Consider the following 21,320-nt stretch of genomic DNA (forward strand, 5'->3'; position numbering starts at 1 on the left):
GTAACGGGAGTCTTCGTGGATCATAGTACCGATATTTTTAGAACCAAGGGCGCAGAGTGCAGAAAATAATTATACTCTACAAAATCAAGAACAGCCTGGAACCGCAGCATAACTCGAAGCAATACCGGCCTGGCAATAATTTGACTGTTCGTATGAGGGATACTGCCGCCTGCTGCCGGACCGAAATTCTTAAACATAAGGATATATCGGTGGTTTTCGTTTGGGTAAAGTTGCTTGATTAAATCCGGATACGGGCACAACATATTGGTGTTCATATCCGGTTGGGCCCATATTTCAAGTCTTTATTATTTTTTCATACTTCCCTTGACAAAGCAGAAAGGAAGTGATTATAAAACAGGTCATCAGATGACAATATGTCAGTGATGATTTAGCTGGTTCAAATATTCATCTTTGATGGAACTATTTGGAAGGAGATGTTGGATGAAGCTACTTGAGAGTGACTTGCTTTTTGACGGGTATAGTGAAGGTCCCGTGTCGGATTGTGCTGTGCTGGTCGATAATACACAAATTGTTGCAGTGGGGCCGGTTGAATCATTGACCTTTCCACCAGATGTCGAAAGAATTGATTGCCGGGGCTTGACACTGCTGCCGGGTCTGATAGACGCACACAACCATCTTTCCCTGGACTCATCACTGCCCAATTATTTGGAACGTATGGCAGACCCGGTGGCAGCGCTTGCCCTGAGAGCGGCCAAGGGGATGGCAGCGGATCTGGCTGCCGGGGTGACCACTGTTCGTTGTTTAGGGGACAAAGCGTTTTTGGACTTTGAATGTCGGCGGGCCATAGAATCGGGATACCTCAAAGGGCCTCGTATCATAACTTCAGGCAAGGGAATCCGTTCCAGTGCCGGTCATGGTTTTGTCGGTTGCCCCTTTGATGGCCCTGAACAGATACGGATTGCCATTCGAGACAATATCCGGGGCGGTGCAGATTTTATCAAGTTTTATGTCACAGGCACCCTCCACGGTCCCGGACCGATTCCCTGTTTTTTTTCCCATGATGAAATTGCCCTGATTGCAGAGGAAGCCAGGCGAGTTGGACGCCCCAGTGCTGTTCATTGTATTGGCGGACAAGGATTTTCCTGGTGTCTTGATGAGGGAGTGGATGCCATTGAGCATGGTTATTTTCTCACAGATGCTGAAATCCAGATGCTGTGTCAGTCCCGTGCAACCCTTGTTATGACTCCCGGGTTTTATATGTCAACCCCGCGAATTCATAATCTTCCTGAACCGTTGATCACGCCACATCTTAACGAACAGGCGGCAGCAATCCGCTCCATGAAATCGGCCATCTCTGCTGGTATTTCTTTTGCTGTAGGGACTGACGGGGTTCATGGTCGGGGTGGGGTGACCAAAGAAATTGAATATCTTACCCTGCTGGGGGCCTCTGTAGCACAAGCCATTCAGGCAGCTACCCATAACGCCGCCAAGGTGTGTGGGATTGAGTCTCTTACCGGCACGCTGGCACCGGGGAAATCAGCCGATTTGATTGGTGTCCGGGGAAATCCGTTTGAAGATATTACTGCTCTGAGATCTGTGGATCTGATCATGGCGCGGGGGGTTTTTCATACCGGCGATACAGGTTTTGAATAGAAAAATAATTGATAAATGGAGATTATAAATGATTCTCAGAAAATTAGAAGAGGTTGAAACCCAGGATGTCGGTCGTTATTTCGGACTGGCAGAGGGGGTACACCTTGTTCAGTGGATTGTGAGTAATGATGTGGGTGATGAGGGGTATCAGCATAATTTTGCCGTGCGCAAATTTACCATGAAACCGGCTGCAAAACTGGAAGACACTCCTTTTCATCATCATGCGTATGAGCAGTGCCCCCATATCCTTAAAGGTCGGGTAATGATCGAAAATGACCAGGGGAAAAAATACGAAGCCGGTCCGGGCGACACCATTTATATCCGTTCGAACGAGCCGCATCGGGTGGCTGTCGTTGGAGATGAAACCGTTGAATTGATTTGTATTATTGATTGTCCTGGTAACGGTGAAGACTGCTATCCAGTGGCACCCGAAGGAGTTGAAACCAAATAGAAATCAGATGCGGTTTTCCGGTAATTGAAAGATATTTTCGAACATGGAAGGAATTAATAAAAACGGAGGTAATGGATGAAAGAAATTGAATACTTTGCTCCAAAGAAATTGGAAGAGGCGTTGGTCTTGCTTTCCCGTTACGGTAAGAAAGCGACCCTTTTGGCCGGTGGCACAGACCTGGTTCCCCGGATCAACTACTATGAACGTCGACCTGAGGTCCTGATTTCCATCGGTGGCCTTGGTTTGGAAAATTTTCAGATCCAGGATGGACAGCTTCTGGTGGCTGGAACTACACCAACAGCGTTATTGATAACCAATGCCTGGTTACAAACCAATTGTCCGGCCCTGGTTGAGGCTGCTCGCCTGTCCGGGTGTGATGCCACGCGAAGTGTCGGGACCATTGGCGGGAATCTGGCCAATGCATCTCCGGCTGCGGACCTGGTGCCTCCCCTGCTGGTGGCTGATGCAGAGTTGTGCCTGGTGAATTCAAAAGGAGAGAGAAGGGTCGCGATCTATGAATTTTTCGTGGGCCCTGGTAAAACGATTTTACAGCCGGATGAATTCATTAAAACCATTATTATTCCGCCGGCAAAAGGCAAATCTTTTTTTCTCAAGCTCGGTAGGCGAAATGCTCTGCAGTGCTCTGTGGCCAGTGTAGCCGTAGACATTGAGATGGCTGGTTCGACCTGTAAATCGGTAAAGATTGCCCTGGGGGCAATGGCCCCAACCCCAATCCTTTGCCCCAAAGCTCAAGAGATGATTACAGGCAAGGTATTGGACTCATCCTTGCTTAACGCCTGTGCCCAGAAGGCAGTGGAAGAATCCAGCCCCATCAGTGATCAGAGAGCGACCGCCTGGTATCGTGAGCAGGCAGGCCAGGAAATCGTTGCCCAAGCACTGGCCCTGGTATCGGATATAAAATTTTAGAAAGGAGGAATGCACGTCATGAAATATAATTTAGCCTTTACTTTGAATGGGTCCCCTGTTGAAGTTCTGGTACGCCCAGAGGACACCCTTCTTGATATTTTGCGGGAAAAACTTGATGTTATGAGCCCCAAGCGGGGTTGCGACAGCGGAGACTGCGGTGCCTGTACGGTTATGTTAGACAATGAACCGGTGCGCTCCTGTCTGACGATTGCCCTTACTGTTGCCAACCGGGAAGTCCGCACCCTGGAGTCTTTTGTGGATCATGAAGGGAAATTGGATCCACTGCAGCAGGCATTTCACGAAGAGGGAGCTGCTCAATGCGGGTTCTGCACTCCGGGGATGCTCATGTCAGCCAAATCACTTCTGGAAAAAAACCCCAACCCGACGCGTAAAGAGATTGTTAGTGCCATTTCGGGTAATATCTGCCGATGCGGTGCTTATCATGAGATTATCGATGCGGTGGAATCGTTTGTTAACCACAAAGGAAAGGAGTAAATTATGTCAAAATATATCGGGCATACCTTCCCGAGGGTTGACGGAATTGGCCATGTTACGGGTACGACGACTTATGTTGATGATATCAAACGCCCCGGCATGCTGTATGTCAAAGTTCTGCACAGCCCTGTGCACAGGGGAATAATCAAAAGCCTGGACACATCCGCAGCTGAAAATATGCCCGGGGTGGCCGGGGTGCTCACCTTCCGGGATATTCCGGGAACCAATGCTTACAACGGAGCCGGGGATCAACCCGTTTTCGTGGAAAAGAATATCCGGTACAAGGGAGAACGCATTGCAGCCATAGCAGCCGTGGATGAAGACACTGCCCAGGAGGCCCTGGAAAAGATCGTGGTGGAAATTGAAGAACAAACACCGGTGTTTGATCCTCTGGAAGCCATGAAACCCGATGCAGTGAGGGTCCATCCAGACAGCAATTTATGGCAGTTTAACAGCGGAGATTGTCGTAAAATTCGGAAAGGGGATGTTGAAAAGGGGTTTGCCGAAGCGGATGAGATTGTAACCCAGACATACATAGACAAGATGCACGACCATGCCGCCATGGAGCCCCATGTTTCAGTGGCTTACCTGGATGGCAATCAGCGGTTGATTATTCACACCGTAAGTCAGGCACGCAATTACCATCTGGGTCAACTGGCCGGGGTTTTCAACCTGCCGTTCAGCAAGCTTCGCCTGGTGGGCGGCACCGTGGGTGGTGGATTCGGTGGTAAAAATGACATCCATTGTGACCATGTGGCCGGCCTGATGGCCTTCAAGCTGCATAAACCGGTCAAATACCGAATGACACGAAAAGAGGACCTGCTGTATTCAAGCAAACGGGGTGCTGAAATCTTTGAATATAAATCAGGGGTTAAAAAAAACGGACGTGTTGTGGCCCATAAGATTCGGGCCATTCATGATATGGGCGCATACAACACCATGGGCTCTACCTGTATTGATAAACAAACACAGTTTATTGCCGGTCCCTATGCGGTGCCCAATGTCTGGTACGATGGTTACGCCGTTTATACCAACAAGCCTGTGGCCAGTTCAATGAGGGGGTTTGCTATTCTCAACGCAACGTATCCGTCTGAAATGCAGATGAATCGACTGGCGGAAGCCATTGGTATGGACCCATTTGAGATACGCTTTATCAACGCATGGCGTAATGGCGACACCGGACCGGCCATGTATAAAGTTCAGGCTGCGGGTCTAATCGAAACCATGAAAAAGGCGGCGGAAATGGCCAATATTGAACTTCCGGACCACCTTAAAGCAATGCATTCGGAAGGGAGGTAACAGTTATGAAAAAGAAAGGCATTGGAATTGCAAGCATCGGCTATCCCACAGGTTTTTATGGGGGCGGTGACCCCAACCAGGCTCAAATTAGCCTCAAAGCCGACGGTTCTTTTGAACTTATGACAGGTACTGTGGATATTGGCCAGGGGGCAAAAACGACGTTTACCCTTATAGCGGCGGAAGAACTGGATGTACCGCCGGAATTTATTTCTTTTACAAATATTGATACCAGTATTGCTCCTTTTTGCATGGGGGCCTTTGCCAGCCGGGCGACATTTATCGGCGGCAATGCCGTTATCCTGGCCTGCCAGGATCTGAAGAACAAAATAAAAGAGTTTGTCGGTCCCATGCTGGAAACAGAACCGGAGAAATTAGAAGTTACGGACAATAAGGTGTTTGTTACCGGTCAACCGGACAAGGCCATGAGTATGGCCGATGTGGGGGGGGCCTCTACCTTTGGCGCCCAGTTCCTGTTGGGCATTGGTGCATATGCGCCGGGACCTGGTGGCATGGCAGAGCCTGATTCGGAAACCGGGGCACAGCCCATTGTTGCGGCAGTGGCATTTGCTACAGGAATCGTTGAGGTGGAAGTGGATACGGGCACAGGAAGGGTGGAAGTGCTTAAAAATATCCAGGTTTATGATATTGGTAAAACCATTAATAAAATAGGGTGTAAGGGACAAATCAATGGGGGGTCAGCCATGGGTATCGGCATTGCCCTGTCGGAGGACGCCCATCCTAACTGGCCTTCTGTTGAAGGCGCCGTTGACAGCCTTGGCGATTACGTGGTCACCACAGCCGCAGATATGCCGGCTGACAACCGCTATTTTATTGTGGAAGTGCCCCACCCGGATGGTCCGTTTGGCGCCAAAGGCTTTAGCGAAATGTCCGCTAACGTTCAGGTGCCGGCCATCAGCGCTGCCATCCATGATGCCGTTGGGGTCTGGATCTCACAATATCCGGCCAGCCCGGAAGCTATCCTCAGGGCATTAGCGGAGAGTGCTGCTGAATAAATGCAGGGGGTATCGCTTGGCTAAGGGGTGTTTATAGTGATAATAAATATTTTTTAGCCAGGTGACTTATCCTTTTGAATGGTCAGGTTATGGGATGTAACCAGTTGATAAAAAAGCACCCAGATTTTTTTATCATATTTATACAAATATAGAGATATTGATAAAATGAAGCAAATTAAAATTGAAGATGCCGTTGGAACGATACTTGCTCACGATATGACAAGAATTATTCCCGGGAAGTTCAAGGGAGTGGGGTTTAAAAAAGGTCACTGCATTACAAAAGAAGACCTTCCAGAGCTTTTAAAAATTGGCAAACAGCATGTTTTCGTTTTGGAATTGTCAGACGGAGAGCTGCACGAAGATGATGCTGCACTGCGCATTGCACCGGCAATTTCAGGGGCTAATTTAGAATGGACTTCACCGGTTGAAGGAAAATCAAATATTGTCAGCCAGTGCAAGGGTCTGCTTAAAGTCGATGTGGAAGGGTTGCGAGAGATTAATAAAATTGGTAATTTGATTGTTGCGACCCTGAAATCCGGAACGCCTGTGTCCAAAGGTAAAATCATTGCGGCCACCCGGATTATTCCACTTACCACCGAAAAAGAACGCATCGAAAGGGTGGAAGCGCTGGCTGCTGAATATGCCCCCATATTGAGGGTTAAGGCATACAAGGCCATGCGGTTTGGTGCGGTGGTGACAGGTTCGGAAATTTATGAGGGGCTCATGAAAGACGGGTTTGATGAATTTGTGGGCGCCAAGGCCGTGCAATATGGATGTGAATATAGTAAAAAAATTCTCGTACCGGATGATCCTGAAAAAATTGCGGCAGCAATCAAGGAACTTCGGGACATGGGCTGTGACCTGATACTGACCACCGGGGGCTTGTCCGTGGACCCGGATGATGTGACGCGAATGGGGGTCCGTCAATCCGGGGCTGAGCTGATCGCTTATGGAAGCCCGACTTTGCCCGGTGCTATGTTTTTATATGCGCGGTTGGACGGGGCTGTTATTTTAGGTTTGCCCGCTTGTGTTTACTATCATCCGACAACGATTTATGATTTAATGCTGGCACGTGTGCTGGCCGGAGAAGAAATTACCACGGATACCATCGCTGATATGGGGCATGGTGGGCTTTGCCAGAATTGCCCGGTATGCCGTTATCCCAATTGTGCTTTTGGGCGATAAAAAAGGGTTAATAGATCAGGAAATTGAAAATGCATCCTAGTGAAAATATGCTGGAAACAGCGCTTGAGTGGATGGAAGCGGGCCGGGAAGTTGCGTTTGCGACTGTCATACGGGCCCAGGGGTCTTCCCCACGTCCGGTGGGCAGCCAGTTGCTCATAGACGAAGATGGCAATTTTGAAGGCTCTGTCTCGGGTGGTTGCATTGAGGGTGCTGTGGTCTCCAAGGGAATGGAAGCGATTGCGCTTGGAAAGTCCAGTCGATTATTTTTTGGTGTTAGATCCGAGCAGGACTGGGAGGTGGGCCTGGCCTGTGGAGGAGAAGTTGAAATATTTGTCGAGCCCCTTGCTGCCCATCAAGATCTGTTGACTGCCCAGGCGTTGTCCCGTGCTGGGCGTCAACCAACCTGCCTTGTGACCGACCTTGCCACGGGGGAGAAAATTTTAATAAAATTAGATGAACCCATCCAACAAGCCCCGCAAGGTCTGCATACATCCATAAAGCAAGCCCTTGTATCGGAAAAAAGTAAGATCTGTACCCTGGGAGAAAAATCATTTTTTATTCATGCCTGTTTCCCAAATCCTGAACTGGTGATTGTCGGTGCCGTTCATATTGCACAGCCTTTGACCCAGATGGCCCTAACAGCCGGATATGCGGTAACCATAATTGATCCCCGGGAAGCCTTTGCCACCAGGGACCGGTTTCCGAACGGCACTTTGCTCAATGAGAGTCCTGAACAAGCCCTTGTTTTAAAATTTTTGCATCTCAGGTGTGCGGTGGTGGTGCTGAGTCATGAACCCAGGCTTGATGATCCGGCCCTCAAGGTTGCCTTGAAATCACAGGCCTTTTATATCGGCGCCCTGGGCAGTCGTAAAACCCATGCACAGCGAATTGAACGATTGTTGAAGGCCGGAGTGGCACAACCTCAGATTGACCGTATCCATGCTCCCGTGGGCATGGATATCGGTGCATCCAATGCATCTGAAATTGCCATTGCTGTGATGGCCCAGATCACTCAATGCCGTCGGCATCAGACCTTGTTGCCGGTAAATGGGGCAGGGGGCAGGATGATGCAACAGCCTGCTCTGACAGGGTAAAATTGTCATGACCGATACCCGGTATAAATTCAAACGGTCCACGGCAGGGATCATCTTGGCTGCGGGCAGTTCCACCCGGATGGGGCATCCCAAACAACTTGTTCGGATGGGAGATGATTTTTTGTTAAGCCGTGTTATAAAGATGGCGATTGCTTCGGATCTTGAAAAGGTGGTGGTGGTTCTGGGGTGTGGGAAACAGGCTATTTTTTCGACCTTGGGAGAAGAATTGACTCATCCCAAGGTCCAGGTTGTTTTTAACGACCGGTATCGGGAAGGGATGTCCACTTCACTCCAGGCCGGTTTGGCAGCGGTCCGGGAAAAATTTTTATCCATCATGGTGTTGCTGGGAGACCAGCCTTTCGTGGAAACAAGCATCGTTAATAAACTTCTTGGCTGTTTTCAGGGGTCAAATAAGGAAATTTGTGTTCCAGTCCATGGGGGGCATCGGGGATTGCCGGTCTGTTTCTCCCATACTCTTTATAATGCCCTGATGAAACTTACCGGCGACCGGGGAGCACGTAGAATTTTGCGTGACAGCCCCGAACGTGTACTCCGGGTCAATATTGATAATCCCCAGTGTTTTTTTGACATTGATGATGAACAGGATTTGAAACTTGGCCTTAGATATTTAAAATCTCATTCATGCGCGGAACGATAGCGTGCTATTTTTAGGCTTTCAGAGTTAAAATCGTTGCGCCTTTACGCACATGTTTTCAACATCATCTCGATGTACAGCTAGTTCATGGGGGGGCCTGTCATTTTAATTTCCCCTTGCTCCAATATATGCTCTCAAATGAAATAAACCCCCTTGCCAATGCACCTGAGAAGTGACGCGTGGTAATAGTGAGAATTGCGGGCAACAAATAATTTATAATTATCATGGATTCAATTTTGATAAACCGGTTTTTTTTACACTCCCAAAAGTTGAGCGATTAAACAATGCTGTCTTTTATTTTTGAAACTATATCTCTATATGATTTATCACCGGTTCAATGGATTTTCGTTTTTAGCTGCAGCCTTTTGGTTGGGACTGCAAAAGCCGGCATATCAGGGGTTGGTGTTCTTGTCGTACCCATCATGGCTAGTGTTTTTGGAGGAAAGCTATCAACAGGCGTACTCTTACCGATGCTTTGTTTTGCAGATGTTTTAGCGGTAAAATACTATAATCGTCATGCAGATTTTGGACATATTTTAAAACTGATGCCCTATACATTCATGGGACTTTTGATGGGCATGATTATTGGCCATCAAATTTCTGAAAATGGATTCAGAATTCTTCTGTCCCTGATCATTATCGGTATCGTTATTCTAATGCTTTTATATGAGCTTAATGAGAAGAATATAAAAATACCTCACTATTGGTGGTTCTCAGCAATCATGGGACTTGCAGGAGGGTTTGTATCCATGGTCGGCAATGCTGCGGCACCTGTTATGGCACTTTACTTTTTGTCCATGCGTCTGCCTAAAAACAGTTTCATCGGAACGACTGCCTGGTTCTTTTTCCTGGTGAACTTAACCAAAATTCCCCTTCATTTTTTTGTCTGGAAAACCATTAGTTTAGAATCTCTTGTATTCGGTATAATTCAAATACCTGTCATTGTCCTGGGTGCTTTTTTAGGAATACAACTCGTTAAAATATTTCCTGAAAAAAAATTTCGATATTTTATAATTATTTCTACTTTCATATCAGCACTACTCTTATTACAGCCATAAATTGAATTCAATTCCGCTCAGGAAAAACTCTGGAATGTCCGATTAAATTTTTTGGTTCATCAAAAAATGGGTTCGGACTTGGTTTCTCGGGCAATTTTCGCTATAATAAAAATGTATTGAAATATTAACGTTTTATTAATAAATAAGTGTGGTCCTGGCCAGCACTTGGAGTAAAAATTTGAAAAGAGTTTCACTCATCGACAGTATCGTTGAAGAAATCAAAGAAAGGATTACCCGGGGTGAATTGAAAGATGGCGACTCTCTGGGGTCACAGGATGAGCTGGCCAGGCAGATGGATGTCAGCCGGCCGACATTGAGAGAAGGCCTGAAGCGACTGGAGTTGATGGGCTTGATTGAAACAAAACATGGCCGGGGTACCTTTGTTAAAACCATTAACCCCCATGATTTTATGAACCCTTTGGCCTCCTTTTTGGTCATTGATCAAGAATCGGCCCTGGAGCTCCTTGAAGCCCGCCTTTATATCGAAGGGGCGGTTGCGGCACTTTCCGCAGAAAATGCAAGCCAACAGGACATTGATGGCATAAAGCAGAGCCTGGACGATATGAAAGTGGATGCCCAAAAGGCAGATGTCGAAAGTTTTATTGCCCATGATGTTCAATTTCACCTTCAGATGGCTGAGAGTTCGAAAAACCGAATATTGATCAAAACTGTCAATATCCTGCGCGATCTGTTACATCAATTGGTGCATAAAGTATTTGAAATTCAGTCAGATCATTTGTCAAAAGTTTTGAATCAGACAATTGAGTTTCATGAACAGATTTTGGAAGCTATTCAGCAACATGATGCCCGGGGTGCCCGTCGCAAGATGGAGGTTCACTTAAGGGATGTGGCGCGTAAAATAAAAAGAAAGTCCCCTTTTTAATCGTGATGTTTTAAAAAAAGCCGGTATCATTTGTCCTGCGATGCCGGCAGATCAAGTCCTTTGTTCTTTAGCCATACCCCAGGAACCTTTCAATTCCGATTCCCTGAACACCAAATTTTTTCCTCGAGTTCCCATACAAATAATTTAAATTTATTGATCTTTCCCTATTCCGGTTGAATGTAAGGGCAGGGCTGCATTTATTTGCCAATTCCTTTTTTTTTTAGGATTTTTTTCTTGACAGCATAAATGTTTTTTTGATAGATATGGTCATCATATGACTAAATTACCAAATGATATTTTCTTTGAGATGGTGATAAAATAAATGGCTAAGGAGAAAGAAATTGAAAAAAACGCGATTTGATTTTCAAAAGATGAAAATTGAAGGGGAAAAAGTTGCCTGGCTTACGGCATATGATTACCCCACGGCTCAATTATGTGAAAAAGTCGGCATGGATATGCTTTTGGTGGGAGATTCTTTGGGAATGTGCATATATGGCTATGCCGGAACCATCAGGGTAACAATGGAACAATGCCTGGTACATTGCGAGGCCGTCCGAAGGGCGGCTCCCAACACTTTTGTTATCGGTGATATGCCCTTTCTGTCATATCAGACAAGTGTCCAGGATGCTGTGTTTAATGCCGGTAGATTTCATAAAGAGGCCGAGGTGGATGCGATTAAACTTGAAGGAGGGCGGCGCGTCTGTCCCCAGATTAAGGCAATCGCCGATGGCGGAATGCTGGTCATGGGACACATTGGACTGACACCACAAAGCTCCGGTCAACTGGGAGGTTTTAAAGCGCAGGGACGAACCGCAGAAACCGCTTTTGAATTGATCGAGGATGCAAAGGCCATTGAAAGTGCCGGAGCCTTTTCTCTTCTTGTGGAGGCTGTTCCGCCGGAAGTCTGCAAAATAATCAGAGATGAACTGACCATACCCGTTTATGGCATTGGGGCAGGCGTGGAGGCAGATGGTCAGTTGATGATCGTTAGTGACCTCTTGGGGATTTTTCAGGCCTTCACCCCCAAGTTTGTAAAAAAGTATGCGAATTTAGGCCAGGAAATGGAAAAGGCTTTTGCCCTCTACATTCAGGAGGTGCGAAATAAAAGTTTTCCCCTGCCGGAACATACATACAATGCCATTGAAGGAGAATTTGAAAAGCTAAAGATCACTTTATCTTCACGTAAATAAGGAGCATACAGACAATGCAAATCAATGAAAAAAAATGTATTGGATGTGGCCATTGCATCCCCTATTGCCCTGTTGATGCAATCACTTTGACAGAGCGGGTAACGCCTCTGATGGTCCATGGTAAAGAACGAAAAAAAGTGTGCGTAATTGATTTTGATGAATGCGTGGAATGTGGTGTTTGTTTAAGGTCAGCCAGGTGTCCTTCCGAGGCCATTTATCAACAGGAACTTGTATATCCAAGGACGGTCAGGAGCCTTATGAGCGATGTATTAACGATTGCCGAAGAATCTCAGATTTCCGGAAGAGGGACTGAAGAGATGAAAACCAATGAGGTGACCGGTCGTTTCAAACCTGGAATAGCGGGTGTTGCCATTGAAGTGGGTCGGCCGATTACGGGTACACGAATGGTTGATGTTGAAAAAATTGCCATGGCAGTTTCTTGTCTTCATGTCGAACATGAACCGTGTAACCCTGTCACCAGCATGATGGCAGACGTTAATACAGGCAAGTTCAAACAAGATCTCCTGAATGAAAAAGTTTTATCTGCCATCCTTGAATTTGGTATAAAAACTGAAAAAATACCTGAACTTTTTGATATTTTAAAAAAAGTAGAAAAAGAGATTGACTCTGTTTTCAGTCTGGACATCGCCTGCCTGTTGAACCCTGACGGATCAAATCCCACTGCCCCATATATTGAACAAACAGGTGTCTGGGTGGCACCCAATGGAAAAATAAATGTTGGTCTGGGAAGACCATTGATAAAACAGGAGCAAATATTATGACGCATACATTACATCGGCTTGGAACGGACATATCGTTACTTGAAGAAGATTATGTGGTTTTAATGATGCCGTCCAAAGATATTAATCATGTCGGGTCCGCACCAAAACTGCGCAGGTTTTTTGAATTGGCTTTAGAGGCAGGGGCCATCAAAATCGGGGATTGCAGGGGTGGCAATCAATATTACCAGGGCGGCATCGAAAAACTGTTGGAAAATGTTGAAGACCGTGCTGTGATAACGGCTGTTTTTAAAGACAAAGAATCTCTTACCCGTCTTCTTAAACAGCTTAAAAAGGAGGACCTTGGCTTGTCAGTAGTTGTTTCAGGGCTTTTTGATAAAGTGCGAGAATGCTGCAGTCAATCAGGATTAAAGCCCCATTCCATTAATCAGTCACTGGGTCGATGGGGGGCAACCCAAAAACTTCCCTCCACCGGTATTCAGGAAATTAACACCATGTGTGGCCATGGGATGGTGTCAGTGAATTTGATTAAACAAATGGTTGCACGCATCAAAAATGGTAAAATAACAGCGGAAAAAGCTGCTGAAAAATTATTTGAGCCGTGCATGTGCGGTATTTTTAATCCCCACAGAGCGGCCAAACTTCTTACCAAGATGGCCCAGCTCGAAGATTGAGAATTGATGTTTTAAAAAGGATTTGTAAAATGAATAAAACAATAGGAATTATCGGGTTGGGGCGTTGCGGTATGCCGACTGCCAAACAATTCATACGCAATGGATATACAGTTTATGGATATGCCCGCAGGCCAGAGGTCATTGAAGAATTTAAAAAAGCTGGCGGGCAGCATGTGATCAGCCCCATGGAAGTTGCCACACACGCTCCCACTGTCATCGTAATGGTCCTGGATGATGCGCAGGTTATTGACGTGATTTCCGGTGAGAAAGGCATTTTACAAACCGCCTCTTCAGGCGCCACTGTTATTTGTATGAGTACGATCAACCGGGATAATCTGCTGGCCATGCATTCGGCCTGCCAGGCAAAGGGTGTCAATTTGATTGATTCTCCTTTTACCGGTGGCCCGGCCCGTGTGGAAAAGGGAACCTTAACCTTGATTGTGGCGGCTCCCCAGGATATTTTAGATCCGATGCGGACGGTCTTGGAAGTGGTGGGTCAGATTACCTATGCCGGACCTGAGCCGGGTATGGGCCAGGCCATAAAGCATTGCAATCAATTGCTGGTGACAACCATTCACGCCGCCACCATTGAGTTGATTATGCTGGCCCGTAAAACCGGGGTGGATCCCAAATTGGTTTGTGATGTAGTGGGCAGCGGCATTGGTGGTAATGATTATTTTCGTCTGCTGTCCAAGGGAATCTTGGAGAATACAACCAGCCCAGGGGGCATGGGTCAACTTTGGAAAGATGTTAATATCGCGGTGACGTCTGCACGAACCCATAATTTGCCATTGCTGGTTGTGACTTCGGCTGCCCAGTATTTTAACATGGCCATATCCCAGGGTATGGGAGACCAGGACAGCGCAAAATTGATGGAAGTCCTGGAAGGAATGACGGAGAAATAAAATATAAAAAAAATTAACAGAGTTCTTTTTGCCTGTGGCAGAAAACAGGATGATATGGGTTTGATGAAAGCATAAAGCAAAAGGAGATTTTTATGGAAATCAAAATCAGTGATGTCGTAAAATATGATGAACAAGGTGTGATTGATGGCGCGACAATGGGCCTTCCGCGGGAGATGACCCGGGATATCTGGCTCAAAGAGGTTTTTCCGGAATGGGGATCTTTTTTGAACTATGAGATTGATAAGTATGAAGTTCCTGCCGGCGTGGGCGCCCTCTGGTATTTCGGTGCCATGTCGTGTGCCCTGAAAAGCCAGGCTGGAGCGGTTTTTCTGGTCGATTTATATTCAGGCCCCAGTATGTTTTCAGATTATTCCTATTGCGGTGTCTGCCGCACAGCAGGTGCTAAAAAGCTCCATTGGATGCGGACTCACCCCATGGTCGTTGATCCCTGGAAATTCAAACGCCTGGATGCGGTTTGCGTGACCCATCATCATCAGGACCACATGGATTATTACACGATCCAGGCAGCCTTGCAGACCACGAATTGCAAGTTTATTGCCCCCCCGGAAGCTGCACGGCGGATGAAGCTCAACATGGGCGTTCCCGAAGACCGGCTGATCGTTGCGGAGGTCGGAAAAAGCGTTCAGATCAAGGATATGAAAATTGACTTTGCGCCGAATTATGACATTATTGCCACCAAAACCGGTTTTGATCCACCGGCCGATTTTTCCGAGGTGGCTGTGGGATATATTTTTAATACCGAGGGCGGCAATTTTGCGTTCCTGGGGGATACGCTTTTTCACAACGGGTATCGCATGGTGGGAGAAAAGTATCAGATTGATGCTGTTTCCATGGCCATGGGCAGTAATGCGCCCGGATATACGGACAAGATGTCACCATGGGACCTGTGGCGGGTGGCTGAGAATCTTAATGCCAAGGTTATTTTGCCCATGCACCATGACAACTGGGCAAATTGCTATGAAGATCCCCGTTACCTGGAACAGATTGTTGAATGGAAAAATAAGGAAAGGCGTCATCCCAATATGAGTGTGGTCTCCCTTCTGCCGGGTGCCCGGTATATCCACCCGACGGACAATGATGGTCAGCATTACAGCTATCCAGATAACCGTGACCGGTGCGATTGGAGAAAGAGCCTGGAATACGGGCCGGAAAGTAATATTAAATAAGGACATACAGGCCTGCTTTTCCCTGGTATCCTGCCGGGGGTGCAGGCCTGAGCCTTTCCCAGAGCAAGTATCTTTTTGATTTGTGCGGGGTTGATCAACGCTGCCATGGGGTGTTCTTTTAGTTGATTTATCTATTCTTAAAGAGGAGTCGTTATGGTGAGATTTTCGCCTAATATCGGGATGCTTTTTCACGAAGTGCCTTTTCTCGAACGCTTTGAAGCGAGCCGCAGGGCAGGCTTTGAGATGATTGAATTCCCCTGGCCCTATGCCTATTCAAGCATGGAACTTCAAAAGCGACTGGTGGACAGTCATCTTGATTTGCTTTTGTTTGATTTTCCGGTTGGCAACTGGGAGGCTGGCGATCGAGGCAATGCCACCGACCCTGACAAGGTTAAGGTTTTCACAGACGGTATTGATCAGGCCCTGGGGTATGCCATGGAACTGAAAGTAAAAAAACTCACCTGCCTTGTGGGTAAACGCCTGGCAGGATTTACCTACGACCATCAATGGGCTGTATTGGTAAAGAACCTGCAATTTGCCTGTGATCGGGTGGGCCGTTATGGAATTACCCTGCTGTGTGAAATTTTTAATGAGGAAGATCATCCCGGATTTTTTCTGACGCATACCAGCCAGGCATTAGCGTTGCTCAAGGCTGTCGGCCGGTCCAATTGCCTGATCCAATATGATGTTTACCATATGCAAAAAGTGGAAGGAAATTTAACGGATACGATTCGTCTTTACCAAAATTCAATCGGTCATATCCAGATAGCTGATGTTCCCGGAAGGCACCAGCCCGGAACAGGTGAAATTAATTACCCGTTTTTTCTTCGTTTCCTCCAACGAACAGGGTATTCCGGTTGGGTGGGCCTGGAGTACATTCCAAAGGGACCGACCCTGGATTCACTTGCGTGGATCAAGAAATGGGGTTTGGTATAAACTTATTGACTAAAGTTTGATCTTTGTTCTGGTTTATTATTAAACATAGTATGATAAAAAAACTTTTATAATTATAACTTATTATAATTATTGGGTATATTAAGTTATATTCAAAAAAAAGGGTGGAAAAACTTCTCCTTGACAGAAGAATCTAAAAGAGATAGATCATATTGTCATCAGATGACTTTATGTCATCTGTACAAGCTGGATCCTATTCTATTATCATACGGGTCGAATGAAGGGATTCAAACAACAGTGTGATAAGCGGATATTTAACAATTTTTGAAAAAAGGAGCAACATTCAAATGAGATATTTTACAGGTGGAAGGGTTGACAGGGTCATTATTGCATCATTGACACCCGGAGATCTATTCCTTGAGGGCATCGAGGAAATTATCCGGAAAGAAAACATTGAAACCGCCGTTGTAACGTCGGCCATAGGCTCCTTCCGTAAATTTAATTATCATACCATCTCACATACCGGCATGCCCCCAAAGGATCGATTTTTTAAACTTGAAGGTCCTATTGAAGTGGGCGGCATCCAAGGGTTGATCGTTGGTGGAGAACCCCATTTGCATGCAACCTTTAACAATTGTGAGACCAATGAAACCACAACTGGGCATATCGAACACGGTTGCGAGGTCTGTTATCTGGTTGAGTTGTTTATTGAAGTCATTGAAGGGGTCAGCATTAAAAAGGACAAGGACCCTAACAATCCAGGTGTTGTGGCTTTTGCTCCCAAATAGTATTTTGGGGTTGTAAAAGAAAGTTGCAATGAAGAAAACAATTGATATCATCATTTTTGCCTGTGGCAGAAAACAGGATGATATGGGTTTGATGGAAGCATAAAGCAAAAGGAGGAGGTTTATATGGAGATTAAAATCAGTGATGTCGTAAAATATGATGAACAAGGTGTGATTGATGGCGCGACAATGGGCCTCAAGCGGGAGATGACCCGGGATATCTGGCTCAAAGAGGTTTTTCCGGAATGGGGATCTTTTTTAAACTATGAGATTGATAAGTATGAAGTTCCTGCCGGCGTGGGTGCCCTTTGGTATTTTGGTGCCATGTCGTGTGCCCTGAAAAGCCAGGCTGGAGCGGTTTTCCTAGTGGATCTGTATTCAGGCCCCAGTATGTTTTCAGATTATTCCTATTGCGGGGTCTGCCGTACGGCAGGTGCTAAAAAGCTCAATTGGATGCGGACTCACCCCATGGTCATTGATCCCTGGAAATTCAAACGTTTGGATGCGGTTTGCGTGACCCATCATCATCAGGACCACATGGATTATTACACGATCCAGGCTGCCTTGCAGACCACGAATTGCAAGTTTATTGCCCCCCCGGAAGCTGCACGGCGGATGAAGCTCAACATGGGCGTTCCCGAAGACCGGCTGATCGTTGCGGAAGTCGGAAAAAGCGTTCAGATCAAGGATATGAAAATTGACTTTGCGCCGAATTACGACATTATCGCCACCAAAACCGGTTTTGATCCACCGGCTGATTTTTCCGAGGTGGCTGTGGGATATATTTTTAATACCGAGGGGGGCAATTTTGCGTTCTTGGGGGATACGCTTTTTCACAACGGGTATCGCATGGTGGGAGAAAAGTATCAGATTGATGCTGTTTCCATGGCCATGGGCAGTAATGCGCCCGGATATACGGACAAGATGTCGCCATGGGACCTGTGGCGGGTGGCTGAAAATCTTAATGCCAAGGTTATTTTGCCCATGCACCATGACAACTGGGCAAATTGCTATGAAGATCCCCGTTACCTGGAACAGATTGTTGAATGGAAAAATAAGGAAAGGCGTCATCCAAATATGAGTGTGGTCTCTCTTTTGCCGGGTGCCCGGTATATCCACCCGACGGATAATGATGGGCAGCATTACAGCTATCCGGATAACCGTGACCGGTGCGATTGGAGAAAGAGCCTGGAATATGGACCGGAAAGCAATATTAAATAAAGTGATTCGAAGCTGTTTTCTCTGGTATCCTTCCGGGAAGGCAGCTTCGAGCCTCTCCTATTATCTTTATATTTAAAAAGTATGGTTTTTGTCCGTTGATAAACATTTGGAGTAAAAATTTGAAAAGAGTTTCACTCATTGACAGTATTGTTGAAGAAATTAAAGGAAGAATTACCCGGGGGGAATTGAAAGATGGAGATTCCCTGGGGTCACAAGATGAGCTGGCCAGGCAGATGGAGGTCAGCCGGCCCACATTGCGTGAAGGACTTAAACGAATGGAGTTGATGGGGCTGATCGAAACAAAACACGGCCGGGGTACTTTTGTTAAAACCATCAACCCGCATGATTTTATGAACCCCTTGGCATCTTTTCTGGTCTTTGATCAACAATCGGCTTTGGAACTCCTTGAAGCCCGTCTTATCATAGAAGGTGCTGTGGCATCACTTTCTGCAAAGAATGCAACTGTGCAGGACACCATGAAAATTGGTCAAAAATTGATTGATATGAAGGTTGCCGCTGAAAAGGACAATATTAAAGATTTCATCACCAGTGATGTTCAATTCCATCTGTTGGTGGCACAAAGTTCAAAAAATCGGATATTGATCAAGACTGTCAATATATTGAGCGATCTTTTACACCAGTTGGTGGACAGAGTTTTTGAGCTCCAGTCGAACCAATTGCCAGCAACTTTGAAGCAGACAATTCAATTTCACGAACAAATTTTGGCGGCCATTCAGAATCATGATGCCGCCGGTGCCCAGCGCAAAATGAAAGCCCATTTAAGCGATGTCACTCTTAAAATTAAAGTGGGCCGTTATCTTTAAACATTATTTTTTTTTGGGCTTATCCAGATGTTGACTGGAAAAAAGCAAAAGGGATGAGAGATATTATTACACATCACTATGCCAATATTAATGCCGAAACAGTATTTTTCACATGCAAAAGAAAAATCCCTGTACTTCTGGATACTATCCAGAGAATTATCCACGAATTGAAATCCTAATTTTTTATATCAACTCAGAATTCCCAGATCAATAAACAACCTACATTCTCAACAATCAAAATGCTCGCGCCGAGCTAAATCCAGATCGATGGGATAAGGCATAGGTGTGGCTATCCAAAGAAAATCAAGGAAAAATGCACGATAAATTAATCTTGAAATACTGTTTAATTCAGTTGTGTTTTTTTGAATTTGATCAAATTTTAATAACAGGATTTAATTAAGCCTTGACGATACGACAAAAAATCAAATACAGGGCGCAGTGATGCTGATATAATGCCGTGATCTTAATATTGGCAAACCACAACATTCCTGCACAATTCCGGAGAGCACTTGACAATATGTCGGGACTCCTTTATTTTATGTTAGGGTTTAATTTAAAATAAGAAAATCGTTAATTCAATAATTGAAATAAAAACATGAACAGAGACCTGCAAGGACAATATATTAATATATCGACCGTCGGGGAAAAGGCCCAAGCCTTTGTTCCAGATCCATTACCACCAATACCTCCCATTGAATTGTCATCCGAACTTAGGGAAAAATATGACCAGGCTCTGTTGGCCCTTGGCCGTCTAGACAGTGTCTCAGTTCTACTTCCAGACACATCGCTTTTCCTTTATATGTATGTGCGTAAAGAAGCGGTGCTCTCGTCTATGATCGAGGGTACTCAGTCATCACTCTCAGACCTGCTGATGTTTGAATTCGAACATCAATCCGGGGTTCCTTTGGATGATGTGCAAGAGGTAAGCAACTATGTAGCAGCGCTTAATCATGGTCTCAAACGACTTGGAGAGGATTTTCCGATTTCGCTCAGATTGCTGAAGGAGATTCATAGTGTATTGCTATCGAAAGGTCGTGGCAAAGAATGTGACCCTGGTGAATTTCGAAGAAGCCAGAACTGGATCGGTGGAAGCCGTCCCGGAAATGCGGCTTTTGTACCACCACCACCTGAATATCTTCAGGAATGTATGGGGAAGCTGGAACTGTTTCTGCATGATCAGCCTGAAAAGACACCGGTGTTGATCAAGGCAGCCCTGGCACATGTCCAGTTTGAAACCATCCACCCGTTTCTTGATGGTAATGGTCGTCTCGGACGTTTGATTATTACTTTATTGCTGTGCTCTGATAAAGTGCTTAAGGAACCAATGCTGTATCTCAGTCTTTATTTCAAAACATACCGCCAACGTTATTATGAACTTCTGAACGAAGTCCGTCTGACCGGGGACTGGGAGGTTTGGCTCGATTTCTTTGCCGATGCGGTTATTCATACGGCAACACAGGCAGTTAAAACCGCGCAGCAACTTATGAAGCTTTCCGCTGAAGATGGGTTGCGCATTAATCAATTGAAACGCATATCCGGTTCGGCCAATCTCATTCATAAAGCAATGCTCGAGCGCCCAATTGCTTCACCGAATTGGATTCAGGAGAAGACCCAACTTTCACCAGCGACAGTTAATGCCTGTCTGCGTGAACTAGAACGCCTTGAAATAGTAAAAGAGGTAACCGGGAAAAAACGTAACCGCCTGTATTCCTATTTGGAGTACATTCGGATCATGAGTGAAGGTACTGAATTACCCCGTTAAACAGATGTAGATCTATTCTTTGGAATTTTAGAGAAAACAAGCTCAATTTTAACAAAAAAATGAACCGGATGATACCGGATGATACCGGTTATTTTTGCATTGAATGAAATTGTTCACTACGCGAAAACCCATCCGGGCACAAGTTATGTTTACATCAACAATTCAGACATGCATTTAGGCAACTTGAGTTTGTCGATAAACGATAGTGTTTTTAAGTTGTTGCCCATATATGATATGTGCTCAATGAGATTTGCTCCTAAAAGTAGTGGTGAAATGCCATCCCTTGCTTTTGAAGCTCCAGATACTTGTGAAGCCATTTCGAATGAGAACCAATGTGAAAATATACTGAGAGCTGCTTATACCTTTTGGGAAAACGGTTCAAAGGATGGTAGGATCTCTGATCCATTCAGAACATTTTTGCAGCAAGGAAATCCTGTTGAGCGCTTACGGTCAATCGATTGATA

The 21,320-nt window shown here is 45.8% G+C and carries 24 protein-coding genes; 23 read left to right on the forward strand and 1 reads right to left on the reverse strand.

The window, feature by feature from the left end:
* Positions 1–20: 20 nt before the first annotated feature.
* On the reverse strand, positions 21–275 hold the full coding sequence (locus ACZ45G_RS07020) for a DUF4931 domain-containing protein (protein ID WP_464176409.1): 255 nt from the start codon (positions 273–275) through the stop codon (positions 21–23).
* 166 nt (positions 276–441) lie between these two features.
* Here ACZ45G_RS07020 and ACZ45G_RS07025 point away from each other — a divergent pair, with 166 nt between their 5' ends.
* The 23 genes from ACZ45G_RS07025 (at position 442) to ACZ45G_RS07135 (ending at position 21,318) form a co-directional block, all read left to right on the forward strand.
* Positions 442–1,614: an amidohydrolase family protein gene (locus ACZ45G_RS07025; RefSeq protein WP_464176410.1), complete on the forward strand. Its 1,173-nt coding sequence runs from the start codon at positions 442–444 to the stop codon at positions 1,612–1,614.
* Positions 1,615–1,642: 28 nt separating this feature from the next.
* A complete protein-coding gene (locus tag ACZ45G_RS07030; RefSeq protein WP_464176412.1) occupies positions 1,643–2,065 on the forward strand; it encodes a cupin domain-containing protein in 423 nt (140 codons plus the stop codon).
* 75 nt (positions 2,066–2,140) lie between these two features.
* On the forward strand, positions 2,141–2,992 hold the full coding sequence (locus ACZ45G_RS07035) for an FAD binding domain-containing protein (RefSeq protein WP_464176414.1): 852 nt from the start codon (positions 2,141–2,143) through the stop codon (positions 2,990–2,992).
* A gap of 18 nt (positions 2,993–3,010) precedes the next feature.
* The gene (locus ACZ45G_RS07040) at positions 3,011–3,487 is read left to right on the forward strand and encodes a (2Fe-2S)-binding protein (protein ID WP_464176416.1); all 477 of its coding nucleotides are present in this window, start codon (positions 3,011–3,013) and stop codon (positions 3,485–3,487) included.
* Positions 3,488–3,490: 3 nt separating this feature from the next.
* Entirely contained in the window at positions 3,491–4,786 is a 1,296-nt protein-coding gene (locus tag ACZ45G_RS07045) for a xanthine dehydrogenase family protein molybdopterin-binding subunit (RefSeq protein ID WP_464176418.1), read from the forward strand.
* Positions 4,787–4,791: 5 nt separating this feature from the next.
* Positions 4,792–5,799 (forward strand): xanthine dehydrogenase family protein molybdopterin-binding subunit, encoded by a 1,008-nt coding sequence (locus ACZ45G_RS07050; protein WP_464176420.1) that lies wholly within the window; start codon positions 4,792–4,794, stop codon positions 5,797–5,799.
* Positions 5,800–5,964: 165 nt separating this feature from the next.
* A complete protein-coding gene (locus ACZ45G_RS07055) occupies positions 5,965–6,984 on the forward strand; it encodes a molybdopterin-binding protein (RefSeq protein WP_464176422.1) in 1,020 nt (339 codons plus the stop codon).
* A gap of 29 nt (positions 6,985–7,013) precedes the next feature.
* On the forward strand, positions 7,014–8,078 hold the full coding sequence (locus ACZ45G_RS07060) for an XdhC family protein (protein WP_464176424.1): 1,065 nt from the start codon (positions 7,014–7,016) through the stop codon (positions 8,076–8,078).
* A gap of 7 nt (positions 8,079–8,085) precedes the next feature.
* The gene (locus ACZ45G_RS07065) at positions 8,086–8,736 is read left to right on the forward strand and encodes a nucleotidyltransferase family protein (RefSeq protein WP_464176426.1); all 651 of its coding nucleotides are present in this window, start codon (positions 8,086–8,088) and stop codon (positions 8,734–8,736) included.
* A 281-nt stretch (positions 8,737–9,017) separates the two neighbouring features.
* Positions 9,018–9,791, forward strand: a complete 774-nt coding sequence (locus ACZ45G_RS07070; RefSeq protein WP_464176428.1) for a sulfite exporter TauE/SafE family protein — start codon at positions 9,018–9,020, stop codon at positions 9,789–9,791.
* A 178-nt stretch (positions 9,792–9,969) separates the two neighbouring features.
* A complete protein-coding gene (locus tag ACZ45G_RS07075) occupies positions 9,970–10,674 on the forward strand; it encodes a FadR/GntR family transcriptional regulator (protein WP_464176430.1) in 705 nt (234 codons plus the stop codon).
* A gap of 341 nt (positions 10,675–11,015) precedes the next feature.
* A complete protein-coding gene (gene panB, locus ACZ45G_RS07080; protein WP_464176432.1) occupies positions 11,016–11,864 on the forward strand; it encodes a 3-methyl-2-oxobutanoate hydroxymethyltransferase in 849 nt (282 codons plus the stop codon).
* Positions 11,865–11,878: 14 nt separating this feature from the next.
* Entirely contained in the window at positions 11,879–12,646 is a 768-nt protein-coding gene (locus ACZ45G_RS07085; RefSeq protein ID WP_464176434.1) for a 4Fe-4S binding protein, read from the forward strand.
* Positions 12,643–13,278 carry a hypothetical protein gene (locus tag ACZ45G_RS07090; RefSeq protein WP_464176436.1) on the forward strand — a complete coding sequence of 212 codons (636 nt, stop codon included), beginning with the start codon at positions 12,643–12,645 and terminating at the stop codon, positions 13,276–13,278. The genes ACZ45G_RS07085 and ACZ45G_RS07090 overlap by 4 nt, the downstream gene beginning before the upstream one ends.
* Positions 13,279–13,307: 29 nt before the next feature.
* Positions 13,308–14,183, forward strand: coding sequence for an NAD(P)-dependent oxidoreductase (locus ACZ45G_RS07095; protein WP_464176438.1), 876 nt, complete (start codon positions 13,308–13,310; stop codon positions 14,181–14,183).
* Between the two features lie 92 nt (positions 14,184–14,275).
* Positions 14,276–15,370, forward strand: a complete 1,095-nt coding sequence (locus ACZ45G_RS07100; RefSeq protein ID WP_464176440.1) for an MBL fold metallo-hydrolase — start codon at positions 14,276–14,278, stop codon at positions 15,368–15,370.
* 153 nt (positions 15,371–15,523) lie between these two features.
* Positions 15,524–16,306 carry a hydroxypyruvate isomerase family protein gene (locus ACZ45G_RS07105; RefSeq protein WP_464176442.1) on the forward strand — a complete coding sequence of 261 codons (783 nt, stop codon included), beginning with the start codon at positions 15,524–15,526 and terminating at the stop codon, positions 16,304–16,306.
* A gap of 305 nt (positions 16,307–16,611) precedes the next feature.
* A complete protein-coding gene (locus ACZ45G_RS07110; RefSeq protein ID WP_464176444.1) occupies positions 16,612–17,052 on the forward strand; it encodes a PPC domain-containing DNA-binding protein in 441 nt (146 codons plus the stop codon).
* Positions 17,053–17,175: 123 nt separating this feature from the next.
* Positions 17,176–18,270 (forward strand): MBL fold metallo-hydrolase, encoded by a 1,095-nt coding sequence (locus tag ACZ45G_RS07115; RefSeq protein ID WP_464176446.1) that lies wholly within the window; start codon positions 17,176–17,178, stop codon positions 18,268–18,270.
* 119 nt (positions 18,271–18,389) lie between these two features.
* On the forward strand, positions 18,390–19,094 hold the full coding sequence (locus ACZ45G_RS07120) for a FadR/GntR family transcriptional regulator (RefSeq protein WP_464176448.1): 705 nt from the start codon (positions 18,390–18,392) through the stop codon (positions 19,092–19,094).
* A gap of 5 nt (positions 19,095–19,099) precedes the next feature.
* Positions 19,100–19,273: a HepT-like ribonuclease domain-containing protein gene (locus ACZ45G_RS07125; RefSeq protein WP_464179891.1), complete on the forward strand. Its 174-nt coding sequence runs from the start codon at positions 19,100–19,102 to the stop codon at positions 19,271–19,273.
* 416 nt (positions 19,274–19,689) lie between these two features.
* Entirely contained in the window at positions 19,690–20,856 is a 1,167-nt protein-coding gene (locus ACZ45G_RS07130) for a Fic family protein (RefSeq protein ID WP_464176450.1), read from the forward strand.
* Positions 20,857–20,934: 78 nt separating this feature from the next.
* A complete protein-coding gene (locus ACZ45G_RS07135; RefSeq protein WP_464176452.1) occupies positions 20,935–21,318 on the forward strand; it encodes a hypothetical protein in 384 nt (127 codons plus the stop codon).
* Positions 21,319–21,320: the final 2 nt, after the last annotated feature.

This window comes from Desulfoconvexum algidum, assembly GCF_055382125.1.

Bases quoted from the DNA above. Each gene is read 5' to 3' on its own strand.
- ACZ45G_RS07035 (WP_464176414.1), top strand. From the start codon at position 2,141: ATGAAAGAAATTGAATACTTTGCTCCAAAGAAATTGGAAGAGGCGTTG.
- ACZ45G_RS07070 (WP_464176428.1), top strand. From the start codon at position 9,018: ATGCTGTCTTTTATTTTTGAAACTATATCTCTATATGATTTATCACCG.
- ACZ45G_RS07050 (WP_464176420.1), top strand. From the start codon at position 4,792: ATGAAAAAGAAAGGCATTGGAATTGCAAGCATCGGCTATCCCACAGGT.
- ACZ45G_RS07085 (WP_464176434.1), top strand. From the start codon at position 11,879: ATGCAAATCAATGAAAAAAAATGTATTGGATGTGGCCATTGCATCCCC.
- ACZ45G_RS07025 (WP_464176410.1), top strand. From the start codon at position 442: ATGAAGCTACTTGAGAGTGACTTGCTTTTTGACGGGTATAGTGAAGGT.
- ACZ45G_RS07130 (WP_464176450.1), top strand. From the start codon at position 19,690: ATGAACAGAGACCTGCAAGGACAATATATTAATATATCGACCGTCGGG.
- ACZ45G_RS07135 (WP_464176452.1), top strand. From the start codon at position 20,935: ATGATACCGGTTATTTTTGCATTGAATGAAATTGTTCACTACGCGAAA.
- ACZ45G_RS07095 (WP_464176438.1), top strand. From the start codon at position 13,308: ATGAATAAAACAATAGGAATTATCGGGTTGGGGCGTTGCGGTATGCCG.
- ACZ45G_RS07045 (WP_464176418.1), top strand. From the start codon at position 3,491: ATGTCAAAATATATCGGGCATACCTTCCCGAGGGTTGACGGAATTGGC.
- ACZ45G_RS07110 (WP_464176444.1), top strand. From the start codon at position 16,612: ATGAGATATTTTACAGGTGGAAGGGTTGACAGGGTCATTATTGCATCA.
- ACZ45G_RS07090 (WP_464176436.1), top strand. From the start codon at position 12,643: ATGACGCATACATTACATCGGCTTGGAACGGACATATCGTTACTTGAA.
- ACZ45G_RS07040 (WP_464176416.1), top strand. From the start codon at position 3,011: ATGAAATATAATTTAGCCTTTACTTTGAATGGGTCCCCTGTTGAAGTT.
- ACZ45G_RS07055 (WP_464176422.1), top strand. From the start codon at position 5,965: ATGAAGCAAATTAAAATTGAAGATGCCGTTGGAACGATACTTGCTCAC.
- ACZ45G_RS07115 (WP_464176446.1), top strand. From the start codon at position 17,176: ATGGAGATTAAAATCAGTGATGTCGTAAAATATGATGAACAAGGTGTG.
- ACZ45G_RS07030 (WP_464176412.1), top strand. From the start codon at position 1,643: ATGATTCTCAGAAAATTAGAAGAGGTTGAAACCCAGGATGTCGGTCGT.
- ACZ45G_RS07065 (WP_464176426.1), top strand. From the start codon at position 8,086: ATGACCGATACCCGGTATAAATTCAAACGGTCCACGGCAGGGATCATC.
- ACZ45G_RS07105 (WP_464176442.1), top strand. From the start codon at position 15,524: ATGGTGAGATTTTCGCCTAATATCGGGATGCTTTTTCACGAAGTGCCT.
- ACZ45G_RS07060 (WP_464176424.1), top strand. From the start codon at position 7,014: ATGCATCCTAGTGAAAATATGCTGGAAACAGCGCTTGAGTGGATGGAA.
- ACZ45G_RS07020 (WP_464176409.1), bottom strand. From the start codon at position 275: ATGAACACCAATATGTTGTGCCCGTATCCGGATTTAATCAAGCAACTT.
- ACZ45G_RS07100 (WP_464176440.1), top strand. From the start codon at position 14,276: ATGGAAATCAAAATCAGTGATGTCGTAAAATATGATGAACAAGGTGTG.